A 22,307-nucleotide genomic window follows, 5' to 3' on the forward strand; every position below is an offset into this window, starting at 1 on the left:
TCTATTCTTTCTCAGCTTGACTTACTTGAAACCACAAACTACTTTCTCTGATAAAAATATTTATAACAAGTAAAACAGCTATGACAACAATCGTTGCAACAAAAGCGATAATTGCTGCTGGATGTCCATCAAAGTATCCTGAGAGCAAACCTTCTAATATCGATAACGCATTGAGATTTTTGATAAATGCTGGGAAACCAGTTAGACTTGCTGTTGTCCCAATAGCATTTGATAGGTAGACAAAGCTAATCATCATAAAGAAGGAGAGTCCCATACCAATCACTCGGAAATGTTTAAGCAATAGATATTGTCCTTGAATCAGTACAAATGCTGCTAAAACAATTAATAGAACCCAAGATGGTTGATATTCACGACCAACCTGTAGCTGAACACTTGATACAACACCAACTACCAATCCGACAACGAGACTTAAAGCAGATAGGATTGTTACTGTCATCAAGTCTGTATCATGTAACTTATCAAGTTTGAACTTATCTTTGACTTTGCGAATAACGTTTTGAGTTGCAAACAGATAGGCTGTAAAGAGACTAACAATCTCCAATAGTAAAATCCATGTAAATGGACGGTAAACATTGACAGTCGCTTTCACTGAAGTAGCATTTTGGGTAACAGGGTTGGATAAGAAGTTCAACAACACTTCATTTGGTACCCCATTTTGATAGGCATTATTCAGAACCTTCACAAAGGATTCTACAAAGTTTCCATTGTTAGTCAATTCTTCGTTAAACTGCGTCATCAAGGAGTCAGCATCTTGTGACAACTTTTCAGTACTTGTTTGAGCATTTGACAATTCACGATTGAAATTACCTAAAGTTTCATTCACAGACTCAGCCGCCTTGACATTACTTTGAGAAGATTCCTTCACACCCGTAGTTTCTGACAAGAGAGCTGCATAATCCGAATTTAGGGTAGCCAATTGATTATTAGTCTCTTCAAAAGCAGAATTGCTCCCCCCTTGCTTCTCAACCAAATCCTTTAGTTTTTCTTCCAACTGCTCGTACAACTTTAACTGTTCCTTGATTTTTGTATTCAATTCTTGGTTGGTAGTCAAAACATCCTTCACATTTTTTTCTAGAACAGGCTTGAGAGTAGTCAGTTTTGACAAGGCTTTATCTACTTTCTCTTTAGTACCCTCTGTATCTGTATCGCTAGCAGGTGCAGTCAGACTGTCTTCATACTTCTTCAGGTTTGAACTAATAGCTTCAAGCCAAATATTTGATAAAGCATCTGTTACATCACTATTTCGTAACTCTTTGACAGTATTGTATGCTTGTCTGAGTGCTTCCACCTTTTGGTAGTCAGAAGCTATTTTCTGAACCTTTTGTCCATAAGTCACTGCTGCTTGCTGAACGGCTAAGACATCTATCGGAGCACTGACTGCTTGAACATCATTCAAGGAAATATCAACAGTCTTTGGCTCCGCTTTTGGAGTTGGGCTTGAAGCCCCCGTTGAACTTGTAGTTGGAGTCGGAGCTGCCTCTGCAACACTATAGGCTACTTTGAAAGTCCCACCCGTCTTCAAATCAATTTCTTGACCAAACTCAACTGGTGTGCCATCATAAGTGACCGAATGAACCGTCACTCCTGTTCCAGCCTTCCATGATACCTTAGCCTTTGTTCCTGTTCGTCCAACAGCACTCGTACTCGTGATTGCCAGATGTTCCAGATTCTTCAAGTCCGTCAAAGAAATCTCGTCGCTTGGCTCTTTAATCGTTTTTAAATCTGTATAGTTTACAGAAGGAATTGTGATTGGTGTCATACCAAAACCACTAAATTCTTTTCCACTAAAGTCTTCTTTGGGTAATTCTGAGATTGCAGAAGCCAGCTGCTCTTTTAGAGATTCCTCAACCTTCTCTAAATCCTTGTTTGCAGCTTTATCCAAAAATCGATCAAGAGTGATTTTGCTCTTCTCACTTGTTCCATAGTAAGTGGCTAATTTCTCATCAATAAAGTTATGAATATCATTTTTATGATTTTCAAACTTGGTTCTTTCATCTGTTAGATTTTTCTGTAAGCTACCAATCTCTGTGCTGATGCTTTCTGCTACTTTTTTATAGTAAACCTCAACTTCTGGTGACGTTCCATCAGTGGATGCTGGTGTTCCATCTATATTCGCAGTCAGACCACCTTGAGCTTTAATTAATTCCTTATAAGTTTTAATTTGTCCCTTAACGTCTTCCCGACTCTGAGAAATGAGCCCAGTGATAACATCCGCATGATTTTTCTTCTCATCTACTCTATTCTTAAGTAGAGTTCCAAACTTCTCACCATAGGCAATCTGCGAAACATCAAAACGACCAAAAATCTGTGAGTAGCCCTCCAAACCTGTCTTTAAAGCACTGTTGGCGTCAACAGAGGAACTAGACATACTATAGAGAGTTGGGAAAAGATTTTTAGAGTTGATAGCTGTATTATATAAATTCGTACGATAGTTTCCGATATTGGTTGCTTGTATCTGTGAGCTAGCTTGAACATTCTTTTGTGCTGTATAAAGGTTGTTCAAAATACTAGCCATATACATGTCAACTAACTGACCATTCAAATCAGAAACAATATCTTTCGCTAGTTTATTTGCATCATTTTCTACTTGCAAATTTCCTTGCGCATTCACCTTATAATTGATAGTTGTCTTATCAACATTGATGCTGTTAATATCGAGTATTTTTTCAGAAAAGTCACTAGGAATTGTTAAAACGAGTTGGTATTTCCCACTTTCTAACCCAGAATCAGCTGCTCCACGAGGGACAACAGACCAATTTTGTGAATTATCACGCTCGATATTTTTTACATAACTAGCACCTAGATTGTATTCTTTTGTATCTACGTAGACAGGCTTATCTTCATTTACGATAGCTACATTTAATTTTGTCTGCTGATTAGCCTTTGCATTATTTTCATTGCTAATCGTTGTATTTTTTTGAACAGATAGATTCAAAAAAATAATCAATGCAAGCAATCCTAATGCTAACAAACTACTTCCTATATATTTAAAAATTCTATTCTTCCTCATATTACTTTAAATTTTCTCCGTCATAAAAAATAGGAAGGCTCTCGCCCTCCTAAAGCCACTTATATAACAAATTAAATTTGTGATGCAAGATCTTGGTCGTTTTGTTCAACAATTTCAGCAACCTTGTTCAACTGTGCATTGATCTCATCAAGCAAAGTTGCAAACTCCTCAATTTTTGGAGACAATTCTGTGAATTGGCGATCAAAGCTCTCAAAAGCAGCACCTTTCCAGTTGTCTCGGATAGTATTTTGCTCTTGAGTCAATGTACGAAGTACTTGTCTTACTTCCTCAGAACCTTGAGTGTACTTTTGAGCAGAGGTGCGCAATTCTTCTGTTGTTAATTGAATTAAAGCCATGTGAAACTCCTTTATATTAATTTATGCCCTCATTATATCAATAATTTGCCTCAATTGCAAGTTTAAAATTCATTTTTTATTCTATTTATAAAAAAATAAGAGCTATTTCCATCTAAAAACTAGTAAGAAGGATTAAATTATCTACTTTTCTTGCATAATTACTTCTTTTTTTATCTATAATAACAAACTCATATCATCCTTCTTTTATAAGGTATATTTGTCAAACGTTCTTTTCTTCTAACTTTCTATGAAAGTTTTTATTCTCTTGATGGCGAGCTTCCAGCACATTCTCTATACGACTCTTGTAAAGTTGATGATAGTTATCTAAATTGTTCTCTATCTCAAAGATATATGGTTGAATTTCAGCAAAACTACTGTCTCTGCATGCATAGGAAAGCGCCTCTAGGAGATTATCCGTCTCCCTACTAAACTTGTGGAAATCATCATCCAAATCCATCTCCAAACGCTCTAAGTCTCGTAATTTACGATTATGCTCATCCTCTAGTTTCTGAAGTTCCTTTTTATCCATCACAAGTTTTCTCCTAGTTCTTGATCGGACTTTGTAAAGCAGGGGTTTGCATAGTCTGGGTTAAGTAAGTTTCAGCAGCATCAGCGGCCTTGCCCTCAAATCCACCCTTAATATTGTTCACATAGGTCTTAGAAGCGTACTCTTGCATATCTGCAGCTGCTTCTTGCAACTTTTTAGCTAACTCCACTCCTTTAGCAAGGATTGACAGTTCTTTTGCAGTTACTAAGGCCCTGACTGCTTGGCGTTCTTGTTCCTTCATTCTTTCTTTGAAGCCTCTGTCGAGTTGCTCTCTTGTAATTAAAGTATCCTCATCCGTTAGGACTAACATTTTTTTCCCTCCATGTTTGCTTTACATCCGCCAATAGATTATTAAAATCTTCAGCACTATCTGTATCTATGGTCTTAAAGGAGCCACTAGCTTTGACCAAGCTTTCCCCCAGTTGCTCGATTTGTGTCAGGAAGTATGTTGCTGCAGTCTTCGTGTCACTCGCAAGGCCTTCATCCCAAAAGCTTGTTGTATCAAAACCAGAAAGCAGATTCGTAACTTCTGAACTTGACAAATATCCAACCATGTCAAATGCTGTTGACCTTGTCTCCTTTACAATATTTTGAATATCTTCCTTAGCATCTGAAAGTAAGGTTTTCACAGATTTTACTTTATCTTCCATGTCAAAATTTGCCAACTGGGCTGCTGTCTGAAGCAACTGAGCTCGGACCAAAATTCTCTTTTCTCCTGTAAGATTACCATTTCTCAGTTGTTCCTGGTAACGAGGAATAGCTTCTCGATCCCACTTTATAGATTCCTGACGAGCTTCTTCGACAATTTTACTATATTCAGTTGTAAAATTCTCGTAAACAGCATAACCAATAGCTGCCTTTATTTTAAACTCACCCCTCATAATGGCATTTAAAACATTTGAGGCTACATTTTCATCGACTCCTAAAGCCCGGAGTGAATCCAACGTTGTCGCTATCAGTCGAGCTAGCTTTTCACCTGCCCTGAGCAATTCTGGGTGAAAATCCTCAGACGCAGTCAATAAATTTCCCTTCCCATCCGATTGGAAAACACCAAAGTCATGGGAGCTTTCCGGATCAGTAATTTGGGTATAATGAAGGGGGACAAGGACATTGACTTTACCGACGGGTTTCTTAAGTGGTTCATCGGAGTCCCCAGGTAATTTAGTAATGGTATGTTCACGATTGAGCATACCAACGACATCAAAAGGATTGACATAGTACTCTATTTTTTCGCTGATCTTTTTGATTTTCTCATCGCTGAGTCCCATTTTCTTTAAGCTCTTTGTCGTGTCCGGGCCGTCAAAGAGGACCACTTTGCCGATTTTCTCAAGCTCCTCATCGCTGAGGCCCGCTACTCCTTGGGCAGAGACAATGGTTCCTAGGGAGTGACCTGTGATGTCCATCGTAGCTTGCGGAGCTTTTTCGCGCATCTCTGCGATTTTAGCTTTCATTCCTACTGTCGCTAACTTGGCTTGCGGCGTATGGATATGATTGAGAGCGAACTTAGCGTCGTTGTCGATCCAGTCGTTCCAATTTTCTTTACTGATGGCATCACTTCCGCGGATAGCCATATAGGTTTTCGTGGTATCATTAGTCAAGGTTGGCGTATCCGTTAAGTAGTAGGCACTGAAACCAGCTTCATCATCAGTTAAGAGTCCTTTTTGATAACGTTTGTGATGAATATCCTGCCTCATCCCATTCGTATCAGGAACTGGTATTGATGTGACTTTATAAGTATCTCGCAAATCAGGATCCGGCTGCAAGTAGACCTTACCGTCATGAGGAAGATGTTTACCTCCAGAGGTGTTTTCACCAGCATAATTTATATGCTGAGAATAATCAATTAATTTCCAGTTTTTAGTATTATTATAGCGTGGAAAAGCATTTGGACGACCATTATAAGCAGACTGTGCTAAATCTGCATAGAAATTATCAAAGGTTTTTAAATTACTATTACTCAAATTTGTCCCATCCTCCATTTTTTAATACACTAGGTGGATTTAGCATTCCAATTAAATCTATTGAAGGAATAGCATTCTCATTTTCTAGCGGAAAATCTACTGTAAAATCAGAATCCTTTATATAATTAAAAGACCCCTTCACTGATAGATTATAACCTCCACCTTGTGGAGTTCCATTCCCTATCTGTTCAACAGTTAAACTATTCCAATCCATCTGAACAGATTCAATCTTTGGATTTTGAGATTTTACAAACTCCTTAATCTCTTCTTCATGCTTCTTCAAATAAGCCAACTGCCTAGCCCGTGGGCTCAGAGTTATTCCTCCAAATAAATTTGTTTTCTGTGCCATCCATGCTCCTCCTCCAAATACTACAAGTGCTAAAACTAGCCAAAGTAAAGTACGTTTTTTCATCTCTTTCCTCCTATATAGTGAAATCTAAGTATATTATATCATGAATGTAAAAAAAAATACTTTTAGCAAGTATTCTAAGTTGGTAGAGAATGAGTAATATTAAATTTGAGTAAAAATTATCAAAGGTTTTTAAGTTACTGTTAGTCATAAAGATCCCATACATTGCCTTTCAAAACTCTTATCGGTTGCATTTCAGAAATTTTCTTAATATTTGGAATACTATTGCTATTATATTCTATAGGGAAACCAATTGTAAATTCAGTATCCTCATTGTTATTTATTTTTCCATCCAATGTTATAATATATCCCCCACCTTGAGGGGTACCATTTCCTATATTTTCTACTTTCATACTCTCCCAATCAAATTGAACACTTTCGACTTTAGGATTTCTAGACTTTATAAAGTTCGCCATCTCCTCTTCATGCTCCTTCAGATAAGCCAACTGCTTAGCTCGCGGACTAAGAAATACCCCTCCAAATAGATTTGTTTCCTGTGTCATCCATGCACCTCCTCCAAATACTACAAGGGCTATAACTAGCCAAAGTAAAGTACGTTTTTTCATCTCTTTCCTCCTATATAGCGGAATCTAAGTATATTATATCATGAATGTAAAAAAAAATACTTTTAGCAAGTATTCTAAGTTGGTAGAGAATGAGTAATATTAAATTTGAGTAAAAATTATCAAAGGTTTTTAAGTTACTGTTAGTCATAAAGATCCCATAAATTTCCTTTCAAAATTCTTATTGGTTGCATTTGAATAATAACAAGTTTCTCAGGGATTTCATTTAAATTACGTTTTAGTGGAAAACCTAATGTAAATTTAGTATCCTTATTATTATTGATTCTACCGTTCACTGTCATCATATAACCTCCGCCTTGAGGAGTTCCATTTCCTACCTGACCAACTTCCATACTATCCCAATCAAATTGGACACTCTCAACTTTTGAATTCCAAGATTTAACGAAGTTCGCCATTTCCTCTTCATGCTCCTTCAGATAAGCCAACTGCTTAGCCCGTGGGCTCAGAGTTATTCCTCCAAACAGATTTGTTTCCTGTGCCATCCATGCGCCGCCTCCGAATACTACAAGGGCTAAAATCAGCCAAACCAAAGTACGTTTTTTCATCTTTTTCCTCCTATATAGCGGAATCTAAGTTTATTATATCATGAACGTAAAAAAAAATACTTTTAGCAAGTATTTGAAGTCAGTGGGGAATGAATGAGGGATTAAGCTATCATAAAAGTTGTTATAATCTTTTAGATTACTATCCGTCATACTTGTCCCAACCTCCATTTTTTAACACTCTAGGCTGATTATACATGCCAATCCGATCTATTGAAGGTACATCATTTTTATTTTTTAATCGAAAATCTATTGTAAAGTCAGAATCCTTTATATGATTAAAAGAACCCTTCACTGATAGATTATAACCTCCACCCTGTGGAGTTCCATTTCCTATTTGTTCAACAGTTAAACTATTCCAATCCATCTGAACAGATTCTATCTTTGAATTTTTAGACTTTACAAATTTTACAATTTCTTCTTCATGCTCCTGTAGATAAGCTAACTGCTTGGCTCGTGGGCTTAGAGTTATTCCTCCGAATAGATTTGTTTCCTGTGCCATCCATGCGCCGCCTCCAAATACTACAAGAGCTAAAACTAGACAAAGTAAGGTACGTTTTTTCATTTCTTTCCTCCAATATAGTGGAATCTAAGTTTATTATATCATGAATGTAAAAAAATACTTTTGGCAAGTATTCAAAGTCAATAGGGAATGAGTGATATTAAATTTGAGTAAAAATTATCAAAGGTTTTTAATTACTATTAGTCAAGCAGTTTACCCCCAATACGCAACGGACTACCAATTCCGATAGAATTAATTAAAATTTTTCCATCTGTAATCTTAATAATAACACTCCAGCTTGAGTTTGATATATTATTAAATCCTCCATAAACCTGAACAATCTCCCCGCCTCCTTGAGGTGTACCATTTCCTATCTTATCCCATTGTGTCTGTTTCCAATCTATTTGAACCGATTCGACTTTAGGATTTAAAGATTTTACAAACTCCTTAATCTCCTCTTCATGCTCCTTTAGATATGCCAACTGCTTAGCTCGTGGGCTTAGAAATAGATTTGTTTTCTGCGCCATCCATGCTCCGCCTCCAAATACTACAAGAGCTAAAACTAGACAAAGTAAGGTACGTTTTTTCATTTCTTTCCTCCAATATAGTGGAATCTAAGTTTATTATATCATGAATGTAAAAAAACTTTTGGCAAGTATTCAAAGTCAGTAGGGAATGAGGGATATTAAATTTGAGTAAAAATTATCAAAGGTTTTTAGATTACTGTTAGTCAAAAATCCTTCCCCCCACTCTTAAATAATTGGCTAAAGCCATTGAATTAGGAATAATTTTACCATTCTCAATATCAAAAGTTACATTCCAAGAGGAGGACTCAATATGATTAAAACCACCATATACATTTACAATTTCTCCGCCTCCTTGAGGGGTCCCATTCCCAACTTTTTCCCATTTAGTTTCATCCCAAGAAATCTGAACAGATTCAATCTTTGAATTTTTAGACTTTACAAATTTTACAATTTCTTCTTCATGTTCCTTTAAATAATCCAACTGCTTAGCTCGTGGGCTTAGAAATAAATTTGTTTCTTGTGCTAGCCATGCTCCGCCTCCAAATATTCCAAGTGCTAAAATCAGCCAAAGTAAGGTACGTTTTTTCATAATGATGCTCCTTCAGATATATCATCTCCCTCTTACAATCCAAAACTCCTTAATTAAAAACAAATTACGGATCTATTGTTGCATTAGAAATAGAAGATTGTCATTAAAACTAGTATAGCATAAAAGCCTCAAACAGCCTATTTCACCAATCACTCTTCTTGAAGGCTTGTTAATAATCTGACCAGAAGTATCTGAGTTGAATACAAAGAAACAACTGACTTTGTCAGATTGCAGCCACATTTGTAAGCGACTAAAGTCGCAACAACTGTGTCAATTGCACCAATTTAAGTATGAAAGTACAAAAAGAACACCCCGAAAGATGCTCTTTGTAAGTATAGTAATTCTCTCGAATGAACGTTTACTAAATTGTGATGCTTTACGAGCTTTTTTCAAGCCTGATTTGGAAAGCACGAGTTTCAGTTGGACTAAAAACAGCGTAATATCAAGGTTTTTCAGAACGTTATCTACTTTTTAATTTCATAAAATTTGAACCAATATTTTTTAAATAGGGGAATTTCTTAACGCCTAACTTTCAATCCTATCCTCTTCCTTCTTATCCTAATAAAGTTTGTATTATTGGAATAACAACGATAAATAGAACCGTACTTAAAGTCACTACATTCGTAGAGAATTCCACATCTCCTTTTCCTTGATTAGCAAGGATTGGGAGAACAGCTAGAGCTGGCGTAGCGGACTGAATCATAAAGGTCTTAAATTCTACTGTCGCCATATTTGGTGCAAAGAACTTCAATACAAGAAGCATGATTAGAGGAGCTAGGATAAAGCGTCCAACTAAAGTGACAATTGTATCTTTATCAAAAGCAATGGTATTCAAGCCTGCCTTAGCAAGAACGATACCAATATAAATCAGAGATAGGGGAGTGACGATATTTCCAACATAGGTTAAGGTATTCGTTGCGAAATCTGGAATAGGAATTCGGAGAATCAAAAATAGTAGAGCCACAAGAAAACCTACAAGCGGAGCTGGTAGTAATTTCTTCCAGTCAAATTTACTTGTCTTCTTGCTTTGACCCGATTTACTATCGCTCGTCATCAAATACACGCCCAATGTCCAGGTGGAAATCGTATTGGTGATATAGTAAATTAAGAAATAAGGAAGAGCCTGATCCCCAAAAAGAGCAACGTTTAATGGTAAACCGATAAAAATAGTATTGGCATTCACAAAGGTATTAATCATGGTACCTCGCCGTCCTGGAAGGACCTTGAAAAGTATAACTGCAATATAAGCTACGATATATCCCAAGATAAAGGCCACAAAAGTATAAATAAGACCTCCAGAAAGACTGATTAGTTTATCTAGTGTTAGGTATTTCATTACCGACACAAAGATTGACGCTGGCAAGGCTACATTCATGATCAAACGAGACAGGTTAGGTCCAAAGGCATCTCCAAACCATCCCTTCACCTGAAGAATATACCCCAAAACAATGATAGCGATAATCGGAATGATACTCGTAATCGAGGTTAAAAAGAGTGACATAGGTGTCCTTTCTATATTACTTAAGTCCACAGCTCATACAAATCTGTCGCTATAGAAGGATAGATAGCAGCAGGAATGAATTATCTATACTCTGGATACCACTTCAAATCACGAACGGCTTTGGCCATATCTGTTTCCTTAGCGCGTGCAAGACCTTGCTCTTGCGCTTTTTTAGCGACTGCTTCTGCTACTTTAATAGAAACATCTGCTACATACTTGAATGGTGGCAAGACAGGAGCTCCTGGTTGACCTGGATTGACAATACCACTCAATGAATGAGCCGCTGCTCCAATCATTTCATCAGTTAAAAGACTTGCTTCAGAAGCCAGCATACCCAGACCAAGACCTGGGTAAATCAAGGCATTATTGGCTTGACCAATCACATAGTCTACACCTTTATAAGAAACTGTATCAGCAGGAATTCCTGTTGCGACAAAAGCTTTGCCATCTGACCATTCAATCAAATCTTTGGCACTAGCTTCAGCTAGTTTGGTTGGATTTGACAAAGGGAAGATCATCGGACGTTCTGTGTTTTCACACATAGCCTCTACTATTTCTTTAGTGAAGGTATTAGGCTGAGTCGAAGTTCCTACAAGAATGGTTGGCTTCACAGTCTTCACTACTTCAAGCAGGTCAGTCAACTTGTCTGCGTTACTAAAGTCAGCACGTTTCTTAGCAAACGGTTTTTGTTCAGGGGTTAGGTCATCCATGTCATCAAAGAGAAGACCTTGTTTATCAACCATAAAGAAACGTTTATAAGCTTCTTCTTCAGAAAGACCTTCACTCACCATTTCACGAAGAACACGAGAGGCAATTCCTGCACCCGCAGTACCACCACCATAGCAGAGATAAACTTGATCTGTTAATTTTTCGCCACTAATATCCAGTGAACCAAAGATACCACCCAAGGTAACGATTCCTGTGCCTTGAATATCATCATTAAAAGTTGGAATTTGTTTCCGGTATTTTTCAAGGATATTGGCAGCATTCAAGCGGCCGAAGTCTTCCCAGTGAAGGTAGAGTTTAGGAAAGAGACGCTCGGCTGTTTGAACAAATTGGTCAATGAAGTCGTAGTAACGATCTCCGCGGACCCGTTCGTGACGATTTCCTAAGTAATTAGGATTGTTACGAAGTTCTTCACGGTTAGTCCCTGCATCAATGACTAAAGGAAGAACCATAGAAGGATCGATTCCAGCAGCACCCGTGTAGACCATCAATTTCCCGACAGAAATATCAACACCATTTGTTCCCCAGTCACCGATTCCAAGGATTCCTTCTGCATCTGTTACAACAATGAGGCGAATCTCGCGATCCCCAGCAGCATTTTTCAAAGTGGCTTCAATATTTTCAGGATGATTGATATCAAGATATCCCGCATATTGTGGATCTACAAAGAGGTCACTATAGCCTTCAATGGTATCTGCAATGGTTGGATCGTATACAATTGGATTGAATTCCTCCAAATGTTGAGAAAAGAGGTAATAGAAAAGAGTCCGGTTGGTATTAAAAATTTCCATTAGGAAAAGACGCTTTTCTAAATCATTGGCTTTTGTTTGCATCTGTGCATAAGTTTGCGTCGCTTGTTCTTCAATCGTTTGAACATACGGTGGCAGTAAACCAATAAGACCTAGTTCCTTTCGCTCCTCTAAGGTAAAGGCAGTACCTTTATTGAGGAAAGGGTTGTTTAAAATATCATGTGCAGTCATAGTGCAACCTCCTTTTTACTTCTATTATACCACTTAAAACAAATCGTTTGGAAAACTTTGTTGTTTAAAAAATACAATCGTGTACGCATATGTTATAATGAGTCTACGAGAACAATTTTCTAATAAGCTCTTTTATACTTAAAACACCATTATTAATGACACTTTAAGTTGTTATATTTTATAAAGTTCTGGACTCATAAAACTCTCAATGATCACTCTTTACTAAAAGTTTCGAGCAAAAGAAACTAATCTTACAAATTGGCAATCCGAATTAAAATAAATATCATGTAAGTTCGTTATATAGTACTTTGTATTTTTTAAGATGTTTTTTTGTCATGCAAAACTTGTATTCTATTTATATGACGAATAAAAACTATTTACAACAATATATTTCCCAAAAAGTGAAATATTTTCGAACACAGAGAAAAATGAGCCAGGAAGAACTTTCGGAACAAGCAGGACTTGGGCTTAAGTATATCAATCAACTTGAAAACCAAAATGTGAATCTGACCATTCACAGTCTTGAAAAAGTGATTGTCGCCCTAGAGATGACACCAGAGGAATTTTTCAATTTTGATAGCCTTGAATCAACCTCTGATAAGACCGACAATCTTTCACTCAAAAGAATCAACATGAAGATTAAACAGCTCCCCATTGATAAACGAGAAAAGATGTTAGTCATTTTTGAAAGTATCTTAGATAATCTTTGATATCCCTGACTCACTTACATTTTAACCGGTGAATACTCGTATAGTCAAATTGTAGGATACGGATAAAAAGTATTTATCTGGTGATTTCCACTTATTTCCCTTCTCCAACTATTGAAAGTGAGCACATATGAATTTAAAAGATCTACAATATTTTTATGACCTCTGCCAGCTTCAATCCTATACGGAAGTGGCAAAACAACATAAAGTCAGCCAACCATCTATTTCTTATGCCATCAAGCGCTTAGAGGAATCCTTTAACTGCAAATTGATTCACCATGATCCTTCACATCGCTCCTTTAAACTAACTAATCAAGGACAAATCCTTCTGAAGCATACAGAACTGATTTTACCCGAGGTTATTTCTACTCGCAAAGAAATTAACCGCTCTTTGGCACAATACTCTACTGTAGGATTCCCTCCTATTATCATTCAGTATCTCTTTGCCGCCTTAAACGAAAAAGATCAATTCGATTTTTTAAAAAAAGTACGCCCTATCCGCGATGGCTCCGTAGAGTTATTAAACCTTCTCATCAAGGGAGACCTTGATGCAAGCCTACTCGGTTTGATTGAACCACTCAATCATCCTTCAATAGAGATACACGAGCTATTTCATAAAGAACTGTATGTCATTTTATCTAAGAACCATCCTCTTGCCACTGCTCCTTCCCTCGCTTTTGAAGAATTAGTAGATCAATCCTTTATACTCTTAGACGAACACTTTGTTCATCTAAAAGCTTTTGAACTACTTAATCAAAAGCATCAAAACAAGGCAGAAATATTCTTTAAGACTGATGACATTGTCATTCTTAAAGAACTTTTAAAGAAAGGGATTGGCGTTAGTTTACTGGCTGATATCGCACTTTCTGATGAAGATGATGATTTAATAAAAATCCCTCTAATACCGGAGGACCAGATAACATTTACAGTTTATTACGCTTATCTCAAATCAGCTACACCGTCATCAGAAGTAGAGGACTTATTTAATCTCATTAAATCATATGAATAGAAAAAAACTCTAACTATCAACTACCTGATAGCTAGAGTTTTTTACATTATAGGTATTAAACTAAAGTACGAAGAAATAGGATATTATCAACGAATCTTTTCATTTACCTGATACCATTCAACGAGATTCCCAATTATAAATCTACAAAGTGTCGATAAAAAAGAACACCCCGAAAGGTGCTCTTTGTAAGTATAGTAATTCGTTCGAATTAACGTTTACTAAATTGTGATGCTTTACGAGCTTTCTTAAGACCTGGCTTCTTACGCTCAACCTTACGTGAGTCACGTGTAAGAAGTCCTGCGCGTTTCAATGAATCACGGAAGTCTGGGTCTACTTGAAGAAGGGCACGAGCGATACCGTGACGGATAGCTCCTGATTGACCAGCGTATCCACCACCTACAACATTAACGAAAACGTCGTATGAACCTACAGTTGAAGTAACTGCGAATGGTTGGTTGATTACAAGACGAAGGTCAGCGTGTGGGATGTACTCTTCAACATCTTTTTTGTTAACAGTGATTTTACCAGTTCCTGGAACAAGGCGAACGCGTGCAACAGCGTTTTTACGACGTCCAGTACCTGCATATTGTGCTTGTGACATACTTTATTGTTCCTTTCCTTAGATAAGTCCTGAAATATCAAGAACTTCTGGTTGTTGTGCAGCGTGAGTGTGCTCAGCTCCAACGAATACTTTCAATTTCATACCTTGAGCGCGGCCAAGAGTATTGTGTGGAAGCATACCTTTAACTGATTTTTCGATCAAACGTACTGCATTTTTAGAACGAAGTTCACCAGCAGAGATTTGTTTCAATCCACCTGGGTGGTTTGAGTGAGTGTAGTAAATCTTATCAGTTGCTTTTTTACCAGTCAATTTAACTTTTTCAGCATTGATAACGATTACGAAGTCACCTGTATCAGTGTGTGGTGTGAATGTTGGTTTGTTTTTTCCGCGAAGTACGCTAGCAACAACTGCTGAAAGGCGTCCAAGAGGTACATCAGTTGCGTCAACAACGTACCATTTGCGTTCTACTTGGCCTGGTTTAGCCATGAATGTAGTTTTGTTCATGATTTCTCCTATATGAATATCGTTTTTGTTTACTGGGCGGATGTTCCGGTCCGCGGGGTATTTGAAAGGTTCCGGGGCCTTACAAATGGGGTAAACAATACCGTCTACTATCATACCAAATTTCACTACTAAAAGTCAATAGATATGAAAATATTTTTCCCTTTTATCATCAAAGAAGTTTTCATATTAATCATTCTCAATAAGCTTTCTTTCCCATTCTTAATCGATGTACTACTTCTTATTTTATAGTAAACATGTTTTTGCGTAATATCATTACAAACTATTTTGTTGAATTATATATTTTTTTTATATATCATACTTGACAATTATTCTAAAAGACGGTAAGCTATATATAAATTAATTATATATATTTTTTTTACATAAGGAGGTGGTTCATGTATTTCCCTACATCCTCAGCTTTAATAAAATTTCTCATCCTTGCCATTCTTGAAAAAGATGATTCCTACGGTTATGAGATTAGTCAGACCATTAAGCTAATTGCTAACATCAAAGAGTCTATTCTTTATCCCATACTAAAAAAGCTGGAACAAAATGATTATCTCGCAACTTATTCGAAGGAAAAACAGGGGCGTAAACGAAAATACTATACACTTACTTCCTACGGATATGAATACCTACTTACTCTGAAAGAAGAGTGGAAACTTTATACTACAACAATCAACGGCATCGTAGAAGGGAGCATTCGACATGACAAAAACTGAATATCTAGCTGAGCTAGAAAAGTATCTAAAAAAACTACCACGTAAGGATTACGAAGAAACTATAGAACATTTCACTGAGTATTTTGACGAAGTAGGACCTGAAGGTGAAGTAGCCGCTATTGCTGATTTAGGAAGCCCTAAGGAAGCGGCCCACGAGATTATGTTGAATCTTTTGGACAAAAAAGTCGAGGAAGATAATCAAGACAGCAGTTCATCAAAAAACACTAAGAACATCGTCCAGATTGCTATCCTATCCATTTTGGCAGCACCCTTGGCTATTCCGCTCTTTATAGTAGCAGCACTTTTGACTTTTGTTTTCTTCCTCTTAGTCTTTATCTTTGCTCTCGTCATGGCTATAGGTGCCTTTGCATTCTTTATTTTTGGAATCAGCCTGATCTGGGACACTTTGACAGTGGGACTGACGACATCGATCCCGGCCTTCCTGTTCACTCTGGGGCTCAGTGTTCTAGCTCTGGGACTGTCTGGCATCTTCTACGCAGGCATTTCTCCTGTTACTCAGTTTGGCAAGGCTGGCTTTGTCAAACTAGCTCAACTTTTCGCAAAGAAAGGAGCACGTCATGGCTAACATCAAATTGAAAAAACCTCTTTTATCCGCAGCTATTTTAGCCTGCCTCTTTGGTGGAGCCTTGATAACTATCGGCTCCATGACAGGCGGTGTCAATGACTTGGTCAATTCTGCCAAAAGCAAGGTAAAACTAACGAAAAAAGAAGAAAGTTTCTCTGATCTTTCTTCCCTAAATATTAATTTAGCAGCTAGAAACCTCGTCATCAGCGAATCTCCTGATGACAAGGTTCACTTGACCTATTACCAAAGCGATGGTAACTATCAGATTGATGGAAGCTCGCTTGGAAAAATCACGACAAGTTCTGAAAACGGAAACTTAAACATCAAGGAAGAAGGTGCAGGCTCCTTCCACATAAGCGCTGGCATCCGCTCTTTACTCAGCTTATTTGACCAAGAATCTCAGGGGAAGCGTACTGTACAGCTTTCCCTGCCTAAGGGGACCAAGCTTGAGACATTCAGCGGCAGTTCGTCATTAGGAGATGTTACGCTGTCCAATCTATCAGCCAAAAATGCTGACTTCTCTCTATCCAATGGCTCGTTGACTGTGAATGATAGCCAATTCGCATCTGGTAAATTTAAGAACTCTCTGGGAGAGATTTCCTTTAATAACAGCCAGATTAGCTCTGGAAAAATCAATGCTTCTTCGGGTAATATCGGACTAAATAATAGTCATTTTGAAACTGGTGAAATCACTGCTTCTCTGGGCGATATCAATCTAAATTCAAGTAAAATTTCCGACACTAGTTTAAAAATATCTAGTGGCTCAATAAGTTCCAAGCAATTAGACTTAGTTGGAAACATCTCCATCACTAATCAGCTAGGAGATATCAACCTGCAACTGGTTCCCAATAGTTTGAATAAACTATCCTTCGATCTAAAAACAACTCTTGGTGATATTGATATCCCTAACGGCATCAATGTAGAATACACTAAAGACAGCAAGCATACTGGTAGTACTCTCGTTCACAAAATTGAAAATCCTACTGCCACTCTCACTATTACTGCAAAAAGTGGAAATATTAAGCTAAACGAATAAATCATTTTTTGCATGTATAGGTGAAAAAGGATCTATGCCTTTTTCCCTAGTACTATGTATTTTTAGTTATTGTTTCTAAAGAAAGTATTAGGATAAAAACACTCAAAAAGGATAAGATTTCACTTGAATCTTATCCTTTTGTTATTTTATATTTTCTTTTAATCCGCAAACCTATTTATAAGCCAAGGCACGTTTGAAGCTTTTCCATAGACCTAAGTCATCTGTCTGAAGGACTAGGCTGGCATACATACGCCCGATAAAGGCTGTTGCAGTGACTGCAAAAACAACCGTTATAGCAAGGGAAATCCAAGCTTCTAGACCACTTGCATATCCATTTATAGCTCTAAATGGCATAAAGAAGGTCGAGATGAAAGGAATATAGGAACCAATTTTCAGAACCAAATTGTCTCCTGCAGCACCTAGAGAAGTCACACCGACAAATCCTGCTATAATCAAGATCATCAAAGGCGACAAGGCCTTACCGGCATCTTCAGGACGAGAAACCATAGATCCTAAGAAGGCTGCTAAAACAACGTACATAAAGAGGCTAACCAAGACAAACAATAAGGTGTTGAGCGAGAAAGCCTCTCCTACATGGTTTAAAATACCAGATTGTGCCAAGATTGGTAGGTCTTTAAAGAGAAGAATGGCAGCCAGCCCACCCACGACGTAAATGCCAATATGAGTCAAAATCACAAGAAGCAGAGCCAGCATGCGAGCGTAGAAATAATGACTAGCTCGGATACTAGAGAAGACCACCTCCATAATTTTGGTTCCTTTCTCGCTAGCTACTTCCTGAGCAGTGACACTGGCATAGGTAATCAAAATCATATAAAGGAAGAAACCAAGCCCTGCGGCCGCAATGGTTTGAACAATTTTTTTGTTTTCCTTAGATTCATCAATCTTCTCAGTAAAGTCAACGGTTTGACTCAGGCGTTTTTCCTGTTCTTGAGACAAATTAGCCGCCGAACGATTGAGTTGGTATTGAAGCTCATTGAGTTTATTGGTTACTGCTAGCTTGATACCTGTTTCAAGAGAAGTTTCACCATGGTAAACGGCTTTGATGACACTATCCTCTTGATCAATAGTTAGGTAACCCTTGATTTTTTCATCCTTGATAGCAGCTTGGGCACTAGCTTCATCCTTATAATCAAAGTTGATACCATTGGTACCCTTGAGCCCTTCTTCCACAGATGGTACAGTTGTTACTACTGCTATCTTACTATTCTTGGCCATAGAAGACCCTTGGAGAAAGCCGATTCCTACAGATAAGGCTAAAAAGAGGAACGGCGAAATCACCATAAAGAAGAAACTCCACGACTTGACATGTCGAAGATAGGTTTCCTTCATTACAACCCACATATTTCTCATACTTCCACCCCTGATTCTAGTTTAAAGATTTCATCGATTGTTGGAGCTTGTTGGTCAAAGGTCGCGATGTATTGACCTTGAGTGAGGATTGGGAAGAGTTCTCTTCCAGCGCTCTCATCATCTAGGATCAATTTCCAACTACCTTGCTTGGTCAAGCTCACCTGTTTGACATGAGGAAGTTTTTCCAATTCTTCCTTGCTTCGTTCACTTGAAACAAAAAGACGTGTTTTCCCGTATTGATTGCGAACATCCTGAACTGGTCCATGCAAGACCACACGCCCATCACGAATCATCAGGATATCATCGCAAAGTTCCTCAACATTGGTCATGACATGGTCAGAAAAGATAATGATTGCACCGCGCTCTTTCTCTTTCAAGATGACCTGTTTGAGCAACTCGGTATTGACTGGATCCAAACCACTAAAAGGCTCATCCAGGATAATCAAGTCTGGCTCATGGATTAGGGTGATAATCAGCTGAATTTTCTGTTGATTCCCTTTGGAAAGACTCTTGATTTTGTCGGTCAATTTGCCCTTCACTTCGAGTTTTTCCATCCATTGAGGGAGTTTTTCCTTGACCTCCTTGGCATCCATGCCCTTTAGAGTCGCCAAGTAGCGAACTTGTTCAAGGACTGTCAGCTTGGGCATGAGGCTGCGTTCCTCAGGCAGATAGCCAATCCGAGCATAGGTTTCCTGACGAATCTCCTGCCCATCCAGACTGATCTCTCCTTGATACTCTAAAAATTTCAACATACTGTGGAAAATCGTTGTTTTCCCAGCACCATTCTTCCCGACCAAGCCCAGAATCCTTCCTGGACTTGCCTGAAAATCGACACCAAACAAGACTTGCTTGGAACCGAAACTTTTCTCTAGATTTCTTACTTCTAACATTTTCCACCTCCGAGATATGTTGCATTTATTATACTCCTTTTTGATAGCCTTTACAACGATTTATGTCCATTTTATCGGATTATAAGTAGCAAAAGTATCCTTTCTCTAATAAATTTTAAGTACTTCAGTGATAGGTTTAGTATAACTCATTAAAGACTTTCTGAGATGGCTTCCTCCTCAACTATCGCTTTTCTCTTCTGAACTGTTCTTTTGAAACTAAAAATCCACCCCGAAGGATGGATTGAAAATTTAACGCACTTCTGCATGGACTTTTTCTTCGAGAGAAGTTTGGATTTTTTCCATGTAACGTGCTACTTCTTCGTCCGTCAAGCTATCTTCTGGATTTTGGAAGGTTAGGCTATAGGCCATTGACTTCATACCAAGTCCCAGTTTTTCACCTGAGAAGACGTCGAAGAGTTTGATATCTGTCAAACGTTTCACACCTGCAGCTTGAATTGCATCTACAACTTCTTGATGGCTAATTTCTGCCTTGAGAAGAAGGGCAATATCACGGCTAACTGCTGGGAATTTCGTGATTTCCACAAATGGAGCAGCTGGTTGAAGGGCAGCTTCAATGGCTGAAAGGTTGAGCTCAGCTACATACGTTTCTGGAATATCGTAGGCCTTGGCAGTGACTGGATGCACTTGGCCAAGGAAACCAAGAACTTGGTCGCCGAGTGAAATCACGGCCGTACGTCCTGGGTGGAGACTTGTAATCTCAGCTGTTGCTGCATAGGTCACTTCTAGTCCCAAGCGAGTAAAGAGCGCTTCAAGGATTCCCTTAGCATAGAAGAAATCAACTGGAACTGCTGCCGTTTGGAAATCTTTTTCAGCAACCAATCCGGTTAAGGCAAAGGCAAAGCTATTGATCTCATTTGGTAGATCTTCTTTTGGATTGCCTGTTTGTTCAAAGACTTTTCCAATCTCGTAAAGAGCCAAGTTTTTGTTCTTACGAGCTACGTTGTAGGCCACCGTATCAAGGATACCTGAGACCATATTTTGGCGGAGGACAGAACGGTCCACTGTCATTGGCCACATGAGTTCTGTAAGGTTACTTGGTTGAGCTGTGAACTCAACTGCTTTTTCAGGCGTTGTCAGAGCGTAGGTAATGATTTCTGTCAAACCTGCTCCCTCAGCGATGGTACGAACTTGGCGACGCAATTTTTGTGTCGCAGTCAATTCACCTGCTGTACCATCATCTTTTGGAAGACTAGTTGGCAAACGATCGTAACCATAGATACGAGCGATTTCTTCAAAGAGGTCCGCTTCGATGGTAATATCCCAACGACGACGGGGTACGCTGACTGTAAAGCTTTCTGCATTGCCAGAAAGGCCAAAGCCAAGACGACGGAAGACATCTTCGACATCAGCATATGAAAGTTCCGTACCAAGGACACGGTTGACGTCAGCCAGAGTCGAAGAAACTTCCACATCAGAAGTATCAAGCTGGCCTGCCGAAACGATACCCTTACGCACAGTCGCACCTGCAAGATCAGCAATCATGCTAGCCGCCGCTTCAAGGGCTTCGTTAACAGTTGCCACGTTGATCCCTTTTTCAAAGCGAGAAGATGATTCCGAACGAAGGTTAAGGCGTCCGCTAGTCTTGCGGATGGATTTACCATTGAAAACAGCCGCTTCAAGGACAACACGACTAGAATTTTCAGATATTTCTGTTGCTTGCCCCCCCATGACACCTGCAAGGGCTACTGGTTTGTCAGCGACAGTGATGACTAAGTCATTTGTTTCCAAGTCACGTTCTTCACCGTCCAAAGTCACCAATTTTTCACCAGCACGCGCTTCACGCACACGGATGTCAGTCCCTTCAAAGGTATCCAAGTCAAAGGCATGCATGGGTTGACCAAAGTAAAGCAGGATGTAGTTGGTTACGTCCACTACGTTATTGATCGGACGGATGCCTTCATTCATGAGGATATTTTGCAACCATTGTGGACTTGGTGCGATGGTCACATTGTCCAAGATACGGGCTGCATAGTAAGGCGCCTTGTCTGTCTCAATCCCTACAGAAAGAGCATCTGCTGCACTTTCATTTGTTTCTGTTAAACTGAATTCCTTAAAACTAACTGCCTTGTCATAGATGGCTGCCACTTCGTGCGCCACGCCCCGCATAGAAAGAGCGTCTGCACGGTTTGGTGTGATGGAAAGTTCGATGATTTCATCATCCAAGTCTAGATAGGAGAAGACTTCCTCACCTGGAACAGCATTTTCTGGCAAGATTTGGATGCCATCTGAAAATTCTTTCGGTACAACAGAGTCAGAAATCCCTAATTCACCAAGTGAGCAGATCATTCCGAGAGATTCCAAACCACGGATTTTCCCTTTTTTGATTTTGTAGTTGTCAGCGATGCGAGCTCCTGGAAGAGCCACCATAACCTTGATACCAGCTCGCACATTTGGAGCACCACAAACGATTTGACGGGCTTCTTCTTCACCCACATTAACCTGACAGACATGCAAGTGAGTTTCTGGCACATCTTCGCAAGACAAGACCTCACCGACGACAATTTTTGAGAGACCAGCAGCCGGTGATTCGACACCTTCGACCTCGATCCCTGTAGTTGACATTTTCTCAGCCAACTCTTGTGATGGCACATCAATGTCCACCAATTCTTTTAACCATTTATAAGATACAAGCATAATTTAGTTC

The 22,307-nt window shown here is 38.7% G+C and carries 23 protein-coding genes; 5 read left to right on the plus strand and 18 right to left on the minus strand.

Annotated elements, in window-relative coordinates:
* Position 1: 1 nt before the first annotated feature.
* From esaA to B7714_RS09290, 13 genes are all read right to left on the minus strand, one after another.
* The gene (esaA, locus tag B7714_RS09225; RefSeq protein ID WP_084860315.1) at positions 2-3,031 is read right to left on the minus strand and encodes a type VII secretion protein EsaA; all 3,030 of its coding nucleotides are present in this window, start codon (positions 3,029-3,031) and stop codon (positions 2-4) included.
* Between the two features lie 71 nt (positions 3,032-3,102).
* Positions 3,103-3,387 carry a WXG100 family type VII secretion target gene (locus tag B7714_RS09230; protein ID WP_001173991.1) on the minus strand — a complete coding sequence of 95 codons (285 nt, stop codon included), beginning with the start codon at positions 3,385-3,387 and terminating at the stop codon, positions 3,103-3,105.
* A 220-nt stretch (positions 3,388-3,607) separates the two neighbouring features.
* A complete protein-coding gene (locus B7714_RS09235; RefSeq protein ID WP_084860316.1) occupies positions 3,608-3,916 on the minus strand; it encodes a hypothetical protein in 309 nt (102 codons plus the stop codon).
* A gap of 13 nt (positions 3,917-3,929) precedes the next feature.
* Positions 3,930-4,244 (minus strand): hypothetical protein, encoded by a 315-nt coding sequence (locus tag B7714_RS09240; protein ID WP_084860317.1) that lies wholly within the window; start codon positions 4,242-4,244, stop codon positions 3,930-3,932.
* Positions 4,225-5,895 carry a cutinase family protein gene (locus B7714_RS09245; RefSeq protein ID WP_084860318.1) on the minus strand — a complete coding sequence of 557 codons (1,671 nt, stop codon included), beginning with the start codon at positions 5,893-5,895 and terminating at the stop codon, positions 4,225-4,227. The genes B7714_RS09240 and B7714_RS09245 overlap by 20 nt, the downstream gene beginning before the upstream one ends.
* The gene (locus tag B7714_RS09250; RefSeq protein WP_084860319.1) at positions 5,888-6,307 is read right to left on the minus strand and encodes a hypothetical protein; all 420 of its coding nucleotides are present in this window, start codon (positions 6,305-6,307) and stop codon (positions 5,888-5,890) included. The genes B7714_RS09245 and B7714_RS09250 overlap by 8 nt, the downstream gene beginning before the upstream one ends.
* A gap of 140 nt (positions 6,308-6,447) precedes the next feature.
* Positions 6,448-6,870, minus strand: coding sequence for a hypothetical protein (locus tag B7714_RS09255; protein WP_084860320.1), 423 nt, complete (start codon positions 6,868-6,870; stop codon positions 6,448-6,450).
* Positions 6,871-7,010: 140 nt separating this feature from the next.
* Positions 7,011-7,433, minus strand: coding sequence for a hypothetical protein (locus B7714_RS09260; protein ID WP_084860321.1), 423 nt, complete (start codon positions 7,431-7,433; stop codon positions 7,011-7,013).
* Between the two features lie 139 nt (positions 7,434-7,572).
* A complete protein-coding gene (locus tag B7714_RS09265; RefSeq protein WP_084860322.1) occupies positions 7,573-7,995 on the minus strand; it encodes a hypothetical protein in 423 nt (140 codons plus the stop codon).
* A 137-nt stretch (positions 7,996-8,132) separates the two neighbouring features.
* Positions 8,133-8,522, minus strand: a complete 390-nt coding sequence (locus B7714_RS09270) for a hypothetical protein (RefSeq protein WP_084860323.1) — start codon at positions 8,520-8,522, stop codon at positions 8,133-8,135.
* A 136-nt stretch (positions 8,523-8,658) separates the two neighbouring features.
* The gene (locus B7714_RS09275) at positions 8,659-9,048 is read right to left on the minus strand and encodes a hypothetical protein (RefSeq protein WP_000747460.1); all 390 of its coding nucleotides are present in this window, start codon (positions 9,046-9,048) and stop codon (positions 8,659-8,661) included.
* A gap of 553 nt (positions 9,049-9,601) precedes the next feature.
* On the minus strand, positions 9,602-10,549 hold the full coding sequence (locus tag B7714_RS09285; protein WP_084860324.1) for an AEC family transporter: 948 nt from the start codon (positions 10,547-10,549) through the stop codon (positions 9,602-9,604).
* An 80-nt stretch (positions 10,550-10,629) separates the two neighbouring features.
* On the minus strand, positions 10,630-12,255 hold the full coding sequence (locus tag B7714_RS09290) for a malolactic enzyme (RefSeq protein ID WP_084860325.1): 1,626 nt from the start codon (positions 12,253-12,255) through the stop codon (positions 10,630-10,632).
* Positions 12,256-12,614: 359 nt separating this feature from the next.
* On the opposite strand from B7714_RS09290, the gene B7714_RS09295 reads away from it, so the two are divergent.
* Both B7714_RS09295 and B7714_RS09300 read left to right on the plus strand, forming a co-directional pair.
* Complete coding sequence (locus tag B7714_RS09295; RefSeq protein ID WP_084860391.1) at positions 12,615-12,965, plus strand: helix-turn-helix domain-containing protein; 351 nt, start codon at positions 12,615-12,617, stop codon at positions 12,963-12,965.
* A gap of 127 nt (positions 12,966-13,092) precedes the next feature.
* Complete coding sequence (locus B7714_RS09300; protein WP_084860326.1) at positions 13,093-13,971, plus strand: LysR family transcriptional regulator; 879 nt, start codon at positions 13,093-13,095, stop codon at positions 13,969-13,971.
* A 208-nt stretch (positions 13,972-14,179) separates the two neighbouring features.
* Here the strand turns inward: B7714_RS09300 and rpsI are convergent, their stop codons facing one another.
* Positions 14,180-14,572 carry a 30S ribosomal protein S9 gene (gene rpsI, locus B7714_RS09305; protein ID WP_000075973.1) on the minus strand — a complete coding sequence of 131 codons (393 nt, stop codon included), beginning with the start codon at positions 14,570-14,572 and terminating at the stop codon, positions 14,180-14,182.
* Between the two features lie 18 nt (positions 14,573-14,590).
* Positions 14,591-15,037, minus strand: coding sequence for a 50S ribosomal protein L13 (gene rplM, locus B7714_RS09310; protein WP_001044624.1), 447 nt, complete (start codon positions 15,035-15,037; stop codon positions 14,591-14,593).
* 395 nt (positions 15,038-15,432) lie between these two features.
* On the opposite strand from rplM, the gene B7714_RS09315 reads away from it, so the two are divergent.
* From B7714_RS09315 to B7714_RS09325, 3 genes are read left to right on the plus strand one after another with little or no spacing between them, the layout of a single operon-like run.
* Positions 15,433-15,759: a PadR family transcriptional regulator gene (locus tag B7714_RS09315; protein WP_000273868.1), complete on the plus strand. Its 327-nt coding sequence runs from the start codon at positions 15,433-15,435 to the stop codon at positions 15,757-15,759.
* Positions 15,746-16,345: a DUF1700 domain-containing protein gene (locus tag B7714_RS09320; protein WP_084860327.1), complete on the plus strand. Its 600-nt coding sequence runs from the start codon at positions 15,746-15,748 to the stop codon at positions 16,343-16,345. Before B7714_RS09315 ends, B7714_RS09320 begins: the two co-directional genes overlap by 14 nt.
* Positions 16,338-17,381, plus strand: coding sequence for a DUF4097 family beta strand repeat-containing protein (locus tag B7714_RS09325; protein ID WP_084860328.1), 1,044 nt, complete (start codon positions 16,338-16,340; stop codon positions 17,379-17,381). The genes B7714_RS09320 and B7714_RS09325 overlap by 8 nt, the downstream gene beginning before the upstream one ends.
* A 171-nt stretch (positions 17,382-17,552) precedes the next feature.
* Here B7714_RS09325 and B7714_RS09330 read toward each other — a convergent pair whose 3' ends face one another.
* The 3 genes from B7714_RS09330 to pheT form a co-directional block, all read right to left on the minus strand.
* Positions 17,553-18,752 (minus strand): ABC transporter permease, encoded by a 1,200-nt coding sequence (locus tag B7714_RS09330; RefSeq protein WP_084860329.1) that lies wholly within the window; start codon positions 18,750-18,752, stop codon positions 17,553-17,555.
* Entirely contained in the window at positions 18,749-19,642 is an 894-nt protein-coding gene (locus tag B7714_RS09335; protein ID WP_000895272.1) for an ABC transporter ATP-binding protein, read from the minus strand. Before B7714_RS09335 ends, B7714_RS09330 begins: the two co-directional genes overlap by 4 nt.
* Before the next feature lie 249 nt (positions 19,643-19,891).
* Positions 19,892-22,297, minus strand: a complete 2,406-nt coding sequence (gene pheT / locus B7714_RS09340) for a phenylalanine--tRNA ligase subunit beta (protein ID WP_084860330.1) — start codon at positions 22,295-22,297, stop codon at positions 19,892-19,894.
* Positions 22,298-22,307: the final 10 nt, after the last annotated feature.

It is taken from the genome of Streptococcus oralis subsp. oralis (genome assembly GCF_002096595.1).
Classification (GTDB): Bacteria; Bacillota; Bacilli; order Lactobacillales; family Streptococcaceae; genus Streptococcus; species Streptococcus oralis_D.

Bases quoted from the DNA above. Each gene is read 5' to 3' on its own strand.
- esaA (WP_084860315.1), bottom strand. From the start codon at position 3,031: ATGAGGAAGAATAGAATTTTTAAATATATAGGAAGTAGTTTGTTAGCA.
- B7714_RS09230 (WP_001173991.1), bottom strand. From the start codon at position 3,387: ATGGCTTTAATTCAATTAACAACAGAAGAATTGCGCACCTCTGCTCAA.
- B7714_RS09235 (WP_084860316.1), bottom strand. From the start codon at position 3,916: ATGGATAAAAAGGAACTTCAGAAACTAGAGGATGAGCATAATCGTAAA.
- B7714_RS09240 (WP_084860317.1), bottom strand. From the start codon at position 4,244: ATGTTAGTCCTAACGGATGAGGATACTTTAATTACAAGAGAGCAACTC.
- B7714_RS09250 (WP_084860319.1), bottom strand. From the start codon at position 6,307: ATGAAAAAACGTACTTTACTTTGGCTAGTTTTAGCACTTGTAGTATTT.
- B7714_RS09255 (WP_084860320.1), bottom strand. From the start codon at position 6,870: ATGAAAAAACGTACTTTACTTTGGCTAGTTATAGCCCTTGTAGTATTT.
- B7714_RS09260 (WP_084860321.1), bottom strand. From the start codon at position 7,433: ATGAAAAAACGTACTTTGGTTTGGCTGATTTTAGCCCTTGTAGTATTC.
- B7714_RS09265 (WP_084860322.1), bottom strand. From the start codon at position 7,995: ATGAAAAAACGTACCTTACTTTGTCTAGTTTTAGCTCTTGTAGTATTT.
- B7714_RS09270 (WP_084860323.1), bottom strand. From the start codon at position 8,522: ATGAAAAAACGTACCTTACTTTGTCTAGTTTTAGCTCTTGTAGTATTT.
- B7714_RS09275 (WP_000747460.1), bottom strand. From the start codon at position 9,048: ATGAAAAAACGTACCTTACTTTGGCTGATTTTAGCACTTGGAATATTT.
- B7714_RS09285 (WP_084860324.1), bottom strand. From the start codon at position 10,549: ATGTCACTCTTTTTAACCTCGATTACGAGTATCATTCCGATTATCGCT.
- B7714_RS09290 (WP_084860325.1), bottom strand. From the start codon at position 12,255: ATGACTGCACATGATATTTTAAACAACCCTTTCCTCAATAAAGGTACT.
- B7714_RS09295 (WP_084860391.1), top strand. From the start codon at position 12,615: ATGACGAATAAAAACTATTTACAACAATATATTTCCCAAAAAGTGAAA.
- B7714_RS09300 (WP_084860326.1), top strand. From the start codon at position 13,093: ATGAATTTAAAAGATCTACAATATTTTTATGACCTCTGCCAGCTTCAA.
- rpsI (WP_000075973.1), bottom strand. From the start codon at position 14,572: ATGTCACAAGCACAATATGCAGGTACTGGACGTCGTAAAAACGCTGTT.
- rplM (WP_001044624.1), bottom strand. From the start codon at position 15,037: ATGAACAAAACTACATTCATGGCTAAACCAGGCCAAGTAGAACGCAAA.
- B7714_RS09315 (WP_000273868.1), top strand. From the start codon at position 15,433: ATGTATTTCCCTACATCCTCAGCTTTAATAAAATTTCTCATCCTTGCC.
- B7714_RS09320 (WP_084860327.1), top strand. From the start codon at position 15,746: ATGACAAAAACTGAATATCTAGCTGAGCTAGAAAAGTATCTAAAAAAA.
- B7714_RS09325 (WP_084860328.1), top strand. From the start codon at position 16,338: ATGGCTAACATCAAATTGAAAAAACCTCTTTTATCCGCAGCTATTTTA.
- B7714_RS09330 (WP_084860329.1), bottom strand. From the start codon at position 18,752: ATGAGAAATATGTGGGTTGTAATGAAGGAAACCTATCTTCGACATGTC.
- B7714_RS09335 (WP_000895272.1), bottom strand. From the start codon at position 19,642: ATGTTAGAAGTAAGAAATCTAGAGAAAAGTTTCGGTTCCAAGCAAGTC.
- pheT (WP_084860330.1), bottom strand. From the start codon at position 22,297: ATGCTTGTATCTTATAAATGGTTAAAAGAATTGGTGGACATTGATGTG.